Source organism: Desulfuromonas sp. TF (assembly GCF_000472285.1).
Taxonomy (GTDB): Bacteria; Desulfobacterota; Desulfuromonadia; order Desulfuromonadales; family ATBO01; genus ATBO01.
On sequence record NZ_KI421418.1, the window covers coordinates 186,402 to 195,468 of the forward strand.

Here is a 9,067-nt window from a genome sequence, read left to right on the forward strand (position 1 = left end):
TCGGGGCCACCGGCGCCGTCGGCAACGAGATGCTGAGGGTTCTGGAAGAGCGGGATTTCCCCGTGGGCGAACTGCGCGTGCTGGCCTCCGCCCGTTCCGCCGGCAATTTCCTTGAATTCAGGGATGAACAGATTCTGGTTCAGGAACTGACCGGGGAGTCTTTTGCCGGCATCGATATCGCCCTGTTCAGCGCAGGCGGAGGACGCAGCGAAGAATTCTGCCCCATCGCCGCTGCCGCCGGGGCTGTCTGTATCGATAATTCCAGCGCCTGGCGGATGGACCCGGATGTGCCTCTCGTGGTGCCGGAAGTCAATCCGGATGAGATCGCCCGATACGCGAAAAAGGGGATCATCGCCAATCCCAACTGCTCGACCATCCAGCTGGTGACTGCGCTCAAGCCTCTGCACGATTTCGCCACTATCCGGCGGGTGGTGGTTTCGACCTATCAGGCGGTCTCCGGTTCCGGACAGAAAGCGATCGACGAGCTGCGCATCCAGTCCGGCGAGCTGCTCAACGGCCGTTCCGTGGACTGCAAGGTCTATCCCCATCAGATCGCCTTCAACTGCCTGCCGCACATCGATGTCTTCCTCGATAACGGTTATACCCGGGAAGAAATGAAGATGGTCAACGAAACCCGGAAGATCATGGGGGACGGATCCCTTAAAGTTACGGCCACCGCGGTGCGCGTTCCTGTTTTTTACGGACACAGCGAATCGGTAAATATCGAGACCGAGAAGAAACTTACCGTGGAGCAGGCCCGCCACCTGATCTCCAACGCACCCGGCTGTCAACTCGTTGATGATCCGGCAAACCAGGTCTATCCGATGCCCATCGAGGCGGCAGGCCAGGATCTGACCCAGGTCGGACGCATCCGCGAGGATGAGACGGTTGAAAACGGTCTCAATCTCTGGGTGGTCGCGGACAACCTGAGAAAAGGGGCCGCGACCAACGCCGTGCAGATCGCCGAGATCCTGGCGGGAAAATATCTGTAACCTGAATCAGTGAGACATGAGGCGTGAAAAGGGGGCTCGGCGCTCCCTTTTCGCGCATTGTAAGCATGGGATTACTCGATGACATCACCTTGGGGCGCTACGAACCCCGGGAATCGATCCTGCATCGGCTGGATCCGAGGCTCAAACTCTGCGGCCTGCCGCTTCTGGTGATCGCCGTCTTTGCCGGACACAATCCCTTGCGACTGGGAGTTCTTGCCCTCTTGGCGATTGTTCTCATCCTGCTTTCAGGGATCGGATGGCGAACCTGGTGGCGCGGCCTCTGGATGCTGCGGTGGCTTTTTCTCTTCACTCTTCTGCTGCACCTTTTCCTGTCCCCCGGAAGGACCATGCTGGGGGTCGCCTGGCTCTCCTATGACGGCCTGCTGCGCGGAACTCTCGTCTGCAGCCAACTGGCCATTGCGGTTCTTTTCTCCTCTCTGCTGACCTTGACCACCAGTCCCAGGGAAGTGGCCGGGGCCTGCGCCTCCCTGCTCTCCCCGCTGGAGAGATTCGGTTTTTCCGTGCGGGATACGGCGATGCTTCTTTTGCTGGTCCTTCATTTTGTACCGATCCTGCGTGAGGAGACGATCGATCTGTTCGAGCGTTCCAGGGAAAACGGCATCGACCCCTCTCAAGGGCCGCTTATCGCAAGGGGACTGGCCGTGGGGCGGATGACCGCCCCTCTGCTGCTGCGGCTGGTGGACAGGGCGGATGCCCTGGCCGAATCAGTGGCCGCCGGCGAAGATGTGATCGATGGAGGGATAGAACTGAAGCCCTTCTGGCCGCTTCGTCCAATCGACCTCACCTTTTTTTTCACCGGAATCCTTTTTTTTACCGCATTGTACGGGATGCCACGATGAGGACCATTCGCCTGGTCATAGAATACGAAGGCACCGCCTACGCAGGTTGGCAGCTCCAGCCCAACGGTCTCTCCGTCCAGGAAGTGGTTGAAGACGCCCTGGTGGGGGTCCTGGGGGAGAAGGTGCGTTTGATTTCTTCGGGAAGAACCGATGCCGGAGTTCACGCCCGGGGGATGGTCGCTCATTTCATCACCAGCCGTGACCTGCCGCTGAGCGCTTTTCGAGAAGGCGTGAACAGGCTCCTGCCGCGGGATGTGGCGATTCAGGAAGCCGACGAGGCCCCGGACGGTTTCCATGCCCGCTTCGATGCCCGCGGCAAGTGGTACCGATATACCCTGCATCTGGGTCCGGTGCGTTCTCCCCTGGCCGCTCGAACCTCCTGGCACATCCGTTCAGCCTTGGACTTCGATGCCATGAGCGCCGGGGCGGCGGCCTTGGTCGGTACGCGCGATTTTGCCGCTTTCCGTTCCTCCGCCTGCGAGGCCAGAACCACGGTGCGCACGATCTTTTCGGTGGAACTGGCACGTGAGGGGGACCTTCTCTATATCGATGTGAAGGGAAGCGGGTTTTTGAAAAACATGGTCCGGGTGATGGTGGGGACATTGCTGGAGATCGGAATGGGAAAACGCCACGCCGGGGATATGGAACAGCTGCTGCGTCAAGGCTGCAGGACCAGAGCCGGTCGGACGGCCCCCTCCAGCGGGCTGTGCCTGATGGAAGTTTGGTACTGATGACCCGGGGCTCAGAATCCCCGGACAGGGTTGCGCATCGGGTGGGAAAGGGTATAGTCACATTAAAGGCGGAGAGAATCCATGGCCGATCCCCTCAAAATCCTGGTGCCCGTCGATTTTTCCTCTCACAGTCTGGCCACTCTTGATTTCGCCTTGTCCCTGACCAATTTCGTTGCGGCCTCCTACGTTCTGCTGTACGTGGTGGTCAGTGGTGAGGTGGAGACATTCGCCAGCCTGGGTGGAGAGCCGGAAGAAACCCTTGCCCGGCACAAGGAAGAGGCAGCGGCCAGGCTGGCGGATGAGATTGAACGCAGACGCCTGGAAAAACCAGAAATTCAAATTGAATCCCGGGTCGTCTCAGGCGTGCCGTTCAAGGAAATCTGCCGCATCGCCGATGAGGAAAGCTTTCACATGATCGTCATCGGAACCCACGGTCGGACCGGGCTTTCTCATCTGCTCATCGGCAGTACGGCCGAAAGAGTGGTGCAGCATGCTTCCTGTCCCGTCTTGAGCATCAAGCCAGGAGTTCTGTGAATCCAGTGTTGCGCCCGCACCCGTATTCAGAAAAAAGTCGGGAAAAAAGTCTTGACATCCCCATGAGATTCCGATAGCTTTACGGCTTCTGTGAGCCCCGTTATCCTTCACAGATAATCACTAGAGAGGAAACTCGATGAGTACGCAAGTTGCCAAACCATCTGAAATCAAGAGAAACTGGTTCGTTGTCGATCTGGAGGGCAAGGTTCTTGGCCGCGCCGCCACTGAAATCGCTCGTGTCCTTCGGGGCAAGCATAAGCCTATTTATACTCCCAGCGTCGATGCCGGGGACTTTGTTATCGTATTGAATGCCGACAAGATCAAACTGACCGGCAACAAGATGGCGGACAAGGTCTACTACCATCACACGGGCTATCCCGGCGGGATTCGTTCCATCAGCGCGGAGAAGCTCCTGGCGAAGAAGCCGGATGAGCTGATCAAGAAAGCGGTGAGAGGGATGCTCCCCAAGAACAAGCTTGGCCGGCAGATGATCAAGAAGCTCAAGATCTATTCCGGGGCCGATCATCCCCATGCCGCCCAGTTGCCTAAAGAACTGGCTCTTTAAGATTGAAATCAGGAGATAAAGATGGCCGAGCAGAGATATTACGCCACCGGTAAGAAAAAAACCTCCGTGGCCCGGGTCTGGATCAAGCCGGGTTCGGGAAACATTGTCGTCAATCAGCGTTCCCTGGATGAGTTCTTCGGGCGGGAGACCTCCAAAATGGTGGTCCACCAGCCTCTGGAGCTGACCGACAACGTGGGCAAATTCGACATTTCCGTCAACGTCTGCGGTGGCGGACCCTCCGGTCAGGCCGGGGCGATTAAGCATGGCATCACCAAGGCCCTGCTCGAGGCCGATCCCGAACTGCGCGCCGTCCTGAAAAAGGCGGGGTTCATCACCCGCGACAGCCGCGTCAAGGAACGGAAAAAGTACGGACGCCGCGCCGCGCGTCGCAGCTTCCAGTTTTCGAAGCGTTAATCGGCTTGATACCGGTCGGTTTCCGGATCAGTTCCGCACAAAAAGGGAAGCCCTCGGGTTTCCCTTTTTTCTTTTCATTGGAGGTGTCATGGTCAAGGTTGCCGTCGTAGGTGCCAGCGGCTATACGGGAGTCGAACTCATCCGACTTCTGGATGCGCATCCGGAAGTGGAAATCTCCTGCGTCACGTCCCGGCAGAATGCCGGTGAAGAGATCTCCGCCGTATTCCCGTCCCTGCTCTCCCGCATCCCTCTGGTTTGTGATCCGGTGGAAGTCGATATCATCATCGACAAGGCGGATTTCGTGTTCACCGCCCTGCCGCACAAGACCGCCATGGAAGTGGTCCCGGACGTTCTCGCCGCGGGGAAGAAGGTGGTCGATCTGTCGGCGGATTATCGTCTGCGGAACACGTCGGTGTACGAACATTGGTATCAGGAGCATACCAGCCCCCATCTTCTGGCTGAGGCGGTTTACGGCCTGCCGGAAATCTATCGGAATCGGATTAAAGATGCCCGCCTGACGGCCAATCCCGGATGTTACCCGACCAGCGTCGCGCTAGCGCTGGCACCCCTGCTTCGGACGGGGATGATCGTATTGTCCACCCTGGTGGTGGACAGCAAATCCGGCACCAGCGGCGCGGGCCGCTCCGCCAAGGTCGAAAGCCTTTTCTGCGAGGTCAATGAGGGGTTCAAGGCCTACGGTGTGGGTGCCCACCGGCATACGCCGGAAATCGAGCAGACCCTTTCGGATCTTGCCGGCGAAGACGTCGTCATCAGTTTCACCCCGCATCTGCTGCCGGTCAATCGCGGAATCCTCTCCACCTGCTACGCGACCCTCAGCAAGCCGGTTTCCACATCCGAACTGGTTTCGGTTTTCCATGATGCCTACGGTCAGGAACCCTTCGTTCGGGTGCATGCCGAAGGCAGCCTCCCGAACGTGGCCTATGTTCGGGGGAGCAATTTCTGTGACCTGGGCGTGGTAAGCGATCCCCGCACCGGTCGGGTCATTGTCGTGTCGGCCATAGACAATCTGGTCAAGGGAGCAGCCGGCCAGGCGGTGCAGAACATGAATCTTATGCTGGGCATGGAAGAGACCACGGGACTCACGGCTCTTCCCGTCTTTCCCTGACACTCTTTGTACCGAGGATTTGAAAATATGGAATGCATCTCCAAGAGATCTCTTGAACATTGCACCTGCACCTATGCCGCCTGCGACAAGCGTGGCAGCTGCTGCAAATGCGTCGTCTATCACCGCGAAAAGGGCGAAATTCCCGGCTGCTTTTTTTCGCCGGAAGGAGAGCGAACCTATGATCGGTCCATCGCAAGCCTGATACTGGATCGCTCATGCTGAACAGGCATCGGCGCTTCGCGTGAATGGCAAGGGGTTGGAGAACGAAGGAAGGGATCGAAGGGCCGGCGGGTAAATTGCAGGCCCCTTTTAATGGAAATGAGAAGGTATCGGACTAGCCGAAGTTGCTCCGCAACGGACCGTCCGGACTACACCGTCCGGACATCGGCCCAGGTTCAACTCGGGAGCCCGCCTTCCTTGCAGAGCTGAAAAAACGCGTCGGCCACCTCCGGATCGAACTGGGTGCCTGCATGATCGGCGATTTCCTGTAGTGCGATATCGTGGGAGAGTGCTTTGCGATAGGGACGGTCGGAGGTCATGGCGTCATAGGTATCCGCGACGGCCAGAATCCGCGCCTCGATGAGCTGGTCCTTGCCGTCTATCCCGTGGGGATATCCCTTGCCGTCGAAGCGCTCATGATGCTGCTCGATAATTTTGAGCACGTTGTTCAGAAAATGGATCGGATCGAGGATGCGGACGCCTATTATGGGGTGCTGGTGGAGGATGTCGATATCTTCCGGGGAGAGTTTTCCTTCCTTGTGAAGTAAAGCGACGTCCACGCCGATCTTACCGATGTCGTGGAGAATGGCCGCCTGTTCGAGCTTCTTGACGGAATCGGCCGACAACCCTATTTGCCTGGCCAGCGCCAAGCTGTACCTGGTGACCCGTTCGGAGTGGCCGCGGGTATAGGCGTCACTGGCTTCGATAGCTGAAACCAGTGCCTGAACCGTATTGAGGTAGGTGTTCTGCTGTTCTTCATAAAGGCGGGCGTTCTTGATGGCGACGCTCGCCTGGGCGGCAATGGTGGTGAGAAGCTCGAGATCCTCGGCGCTGAAAGGTGTTCCGTCCAGTTTGTTGGCCATAGTAATGGTGCCGACGACTTCGTCCTTGGCCGTGAGAGGGACGCAGATCACCGACTCCCGAGTGAATCCGAGGAGACTGACCCTGTTGAAATCCCTGGCATCATCCATGTTCTGAATCAAAAGCGGCTGTTGGTTGTCGATGACCCAGTGGGAGACTCCTCCTCGTTTGAGGGGGATGTTCCTGGTGGTGTCGATAACCTCCGGGACCCCGATGACCGCTCCGATTTTCAGGGTCCAGGCCTCCTTGTCAAGAAGGAGGATATAGCCGTGCCGCGCCTTGAGCGTATCCATGGTCTTGCGGATCAACAGTTCGAACAATTTCCCAAGATCCATGGTGGAATTTATCGCCAGTCCCATTTTGTAAAGGGCCGACAACCGGGACACCGCCTGCTCAAGGGTCGTGTTCTTATCCTCCAGATCGCTGACCAGATCGGCGATCTTGTAATTGGCCTCCTCAATTTCCTCGATGCGTTCTTCCAGGGTGATATTCAGATATTCGATCTCCTTGAGCCGCTCCTCGAGGGTTATGTTCATGTTGCGGATTTCATCGTGGTGGACCAGTTTCTCCTGACTGATGGCCATTTCCCTTTCGTGCTGGACGGTGGTCTCTATGAGACCTTTGAGCCGATTCACCATGAAATTGAACTTGGTGGAGAGAAGGGCCATTTCATCTGAATTGCGCACGGTAACGATCGCGTTGGGAAAATCCCCCTGTTCCACCTGATTCATGGCTGCCACAAGTTTGCGAATGGGAGCGTCGACATAGATGAGAACGAACAGTGTGATGGTTATGATAAGAACGGCCAGCATTCCCGCCGATGAGAGCAGGGTTGCTTCGCGTCCTTCGCCGCGAAGGGCGGAAAGCGCGTTCAGCGAGAGTCTGACATTAAGAATTCCCAGGACCGCTTGGTCGCGGTCATGGCAACTGTGGCACACAGGAGAATTGTAAATCGGTACGAAAGTGCTGAAGGAATTTTTCCCTTTATCGTTGTCTTCGAAGGTCACTTTGTTGGAACGATAGGCGAAAAGGTCGGCTGCGCCCACCATGTCGCCTGTCTCTTCCGTGTCGCCGGAAACAAGAATGCGGCCCGATTCATCAAAGATGCGAACGGACTCGATGGAGGGTTCCTTGGTGATTTTTTCGAGAATATTCTCTATCTCTGCAGTATGTCCGTTCGCCATATTGGTAATGATGCTGCTGCGGATGGTTTCCCCCAGTACCCGGGAGCTCTGATCGGCTATCCCCAGCAACATCGTTTTTTGAGTCCGGAGGTTGTGCCAGGCCGTCAGTCCGACGGTCATCACCATAATTGCAACCATGAGGCCGAGCATTTTAATTTTGAGCGAATTCATCTAATTTCCTGAGATTCATTTCCTGGCCAGCGCCGAGATTAAAGCCGAAAGAAGCCAGGCAAAAGGAGAAGAGTTGGCGAAAAACCGGGGTGCTCCTCGAAAAAAACCGAACATGACTATTCCCCACAGCTGAATTTCCTACATCTGTCCAGGGACCTCAATGGCCTTTCATCGGGGCCGGACCTTCTTCTTGACAGCTCAAGTACAAGGCTTTAAGATGACCTGCCTTTATCCAAGGGACATGGTAGCAATGTGTTTGCCAAAAAAAACCTTAAATGTAGTAACTTAGGATGATTCGGCTAGGGTCCCGTCGTAATGTCTTCGAATCCGGCGGGATCGACCCTGCAAAGGTCTCATTCCCCGAAGTCGGACCATTATCCCTGATTCGATGGGGTTCTCGCAAGGATTTTTGCCGAGCTCTTTTCTATTCTTCATTTATTCATGTTTGATAGATATCGCCGCCCCCGCAGATGGCGAAAAATATTGACTTCCCCATGCGATTGTGTTTGTTTTGACATTTGCGTCTTGAGGCGTTTTCGAGGGGGAGTACTAACTGTTTCGCACGGGCTTTATGGATCTTGACGATTACAATTTCGATCTCCCCGAGGCTCAGATTGCCCAGTTCCCTCTGCCGGCTCGGGAAAACTCCAGGCTCATGGTGGTGGATCGGGGACGAAACAGTGTAGGAATCGGTAAATTTCTCTCCATCTCCGATTATTTTACCGAGGGCGACCTGCTGGTGGTGAATAATACGCAGGTGATTCCCGCACGGCTGCTGGGCTCAAAGGATTCGGGGGGGCGAATTGAAGTCTTCCTGGTCCGTCGTCTTGCGCCCGAAGAGGAAACCTGGGCCTGTCTGACCCGATGTTCCAAGTCTCCGTCCCCCGGAACCCGGCTGGTCCTGGGAGCGGGGATCGAAGGAGTGGTCGTTCCCGGGGGAGAGCCCCCTTATCGCCATATTCGATTCACCTGCCGCGGTGATTTCATGACCGCCGTGGAGGAAGTGGGACGCATCCCTCTTCCCCCCTATATTCGCAGGGATGATGCGGAGGTGGACCGGGAACGATATCAGACGGTTTTTGCCAGCGTCCCGGGGGCGGTCGCCGCTCCCACCGCCGGTCTTCATTTTACGGAGTCTATCTTCGAGTCCCTGCGCGGCAAAGGGGTGGAAATCCATTCCCTGACCCTTCACGTCGGGCTTGGAACTTTTCTCCCCGTGCGGACCGAGAACATCCTCGAACACCGGATGCACAGTGAAGAATTTCATATTCCACCGGAAACCGCCGCAGCGGTGAACAGGGCAAAAGAACAGGGCAGGAGGGTCTTCGCTCTCCTGACCCTTCACGTCGGGCTTGGAACTTTTCTCCCCGTGCGGACCGAGAACATCCTCGAACACCGGATGCACAGTGA

10 protein-coding genes are annotated in these 9,067 nt (G+C 56.7%); 9 read left to right on the forward strand and 1 reads right to left on the reverse strand.

The genetic code is table 11. The annotated features are described in order from the left end of the window. The 8 genes from DTF_RS0109130 to DTF_RS27160 all read left to right on the forward strand — a co-directional run. Positions 1 to 992, forward strand: a 992-nt coding sequence (locus tag DTF_RS0109130; RefSeq protein ID WP_027715078.1) for an aspartate-semialdehyde dehydrogenase, incomplete at its 5' end; no start/stop codon positions are given. Between the two features lie 65 nt (positions 993 to 1,057). Beyond that, positions 1,058 to 1,852: an energy-coupling factor transporter transmembrane protein EcfT gene (locus tag DTF_RS0109135; RefSeq protein ID WP_027715079.1), complete on the forward strand. Its 795-nt coding sequence runs from the start codon at positions 1,058 to 1,060 to the stop codon at positions 1,850 to 1,852. Next, positions 1,849 to 2,583, forward strand: a complete 735-nt coding sequence (gene truA / locus DTF_RS0109140; RefSeq protein WP_027715080.1) for a tRNA pseudouridine(38-40) synthase TruA — start codon at positions 1,849 to 1,851, stop codon at positions 2,581 to 2,583. Before DTF_RS0109135 ends, truA begins: the two co-directional genes overlap by 4 nt. An 81-nt stretch (positions 2,584 to 2,664) precedes the next feature. Continuing rightward, complete coding sequence (locus DTF_RS25425) at positions 2,665 to 3,117, forward strand: universal stress protein (protein ID WP_051361188.1); 453 nt, start codon at positions 2,665 to 2,667, stop codon at positions 3,115 to 3,117. A gap of 136 nt (positions 3,118 to 3,253) precedes the next feature. Beyond that, on the forward strand, positions 3,254 to 3,682 hold the full coding sequence (gene rplM / locus DTF_RS0109150; RefSeq protein WP_027715081.1) for a 50S ribosomal protein L13: 429 nt from the start codon (positions 3,254 to 3,256) through the stop codon (positions 3,680 to 3,682). 21 nt (positions 3,683 to 3,703) lie between these two features. Next, positions 3,704 to 4,096, forward strand: coding sequence for a 30S ribosomal protein S9 (gene rpsI, locus DTF_RS0109155; RefSeq protein ID WP_027715082.1), 393 nt, complete (start codon positions 3,704 to 3,706; stop codon positions 4,094 to 4,096). Positions 4,097 to 4,184: 88 nt separating this feature from the next. Next, positions 4,185 to 5,222: an N-acetyl-gamma-glutamyl-phosphate reductase gene (gene argC / locus DTF_RS0109160; RefSeq protein WP_027715083.1), complete on the forward strand. Its 1,038-nt coding sequence runs from the start codon at positions 4,185 to 4,187 to the stop codon at positions 5,220 to 5,222. A 27-nt stretch (positions 5,223 to 5,249) separates the two neighbouring features. Beyond that, complete coding sequence (locus tag DTF_RS27160) at positions 5,250 to 5,444, forward strand: DUF6485 family protein (RefSeq protein WP_027715084.1); 195 nt, start codon at positions 5,250 to 5,252, stop codon at positions 5,442 to 5,444. A gap of 173 nt (positions 5,445 to 5,617) precedes the next feature. Here the strand turns inward: DTF_RS27160 and DTF_RS22800 are convergent, their stop codons facing one another. Next, complete coding sequence (locus DTF_RS22800) at positions 5,618 to 7,657, reverse strand: HD domain-containing phosphohydrolase (RefSeq protein ID WP_035056409.1); 2,040 nt, start codon at positions 7,655 to 7,657, stop codon at positions 5,618 to 5,620. Positions 7,658 to 8,228: 571 nt separating this feature from the next. Between DTF_RS22800 and DTF_RS22805 the strand changes: the two genes are divergently transcribed. Next, positions 8,229 to 9,067: S-adenosylmethionine:tRNA ribosyltransferase-isomerase (locus tag DTF_RS22805; protein WP_226989242.1), on the forward strand; the 839-nt coding region annotated here is incomplete at its 3' end.

Bases quoted from the DNA above. Each gene is read 5' to 3' on its own strand.
- rplM (WP_027715081.1), top strand. From the start codon at position 3,254: ATGAGTACGCAAGTTGCCAAACCATCTGAAATCAAGAGAAACTGGTTC.
- rpsI (WP_027715082.1), top strand. From the start codon at position 3,704: ATGGCCGAGCAGAGATATTACGCCACCGGTAAGAAAAAAACCTCCGTG.
- DTF_RS22800 (WP_035056409.1), bottom strand. From the start codon at position 7,657: ATGAATTCGCTCAAAATTAAAATGCTCGGCCTCATGGTTGCAATTATG.
- argC (WP_027715083.1), top strand. From the start codon at position 4,185: ATGGTCAAGGTTGCCGTCGTAGGTGCCAGCGGCTATACGGGAGTCGAA.
- DTF_RS0109135 (WP_027715079.1), top strand. From the start codon at position 1,058: ATGGGATTACTCGATGACATCACCTTGGGGCGCTACGAACCCCGGGAA.
- DTF_RS27160 (WP_027715084.1), top strand. From the start codon at position 5,250: ATGGAATGCATCTCCAAGAGATCTCTTGAACATTGCACCTGCACCTAT.
- DTF_RS25425 (WP_051361188.1), top strand. From the start codon at position 2,665: ATGGCCGATCCCCTCAAAATCCTGGTGCCCGTCGATTTTTCCTCTCAC.
- truA (WP_027715080.1), top strand. From the start codon at position 1,849: ATGAGGACCATTCGCCTGGTCATAGAATACGAAGGCACCGCCTACGCA.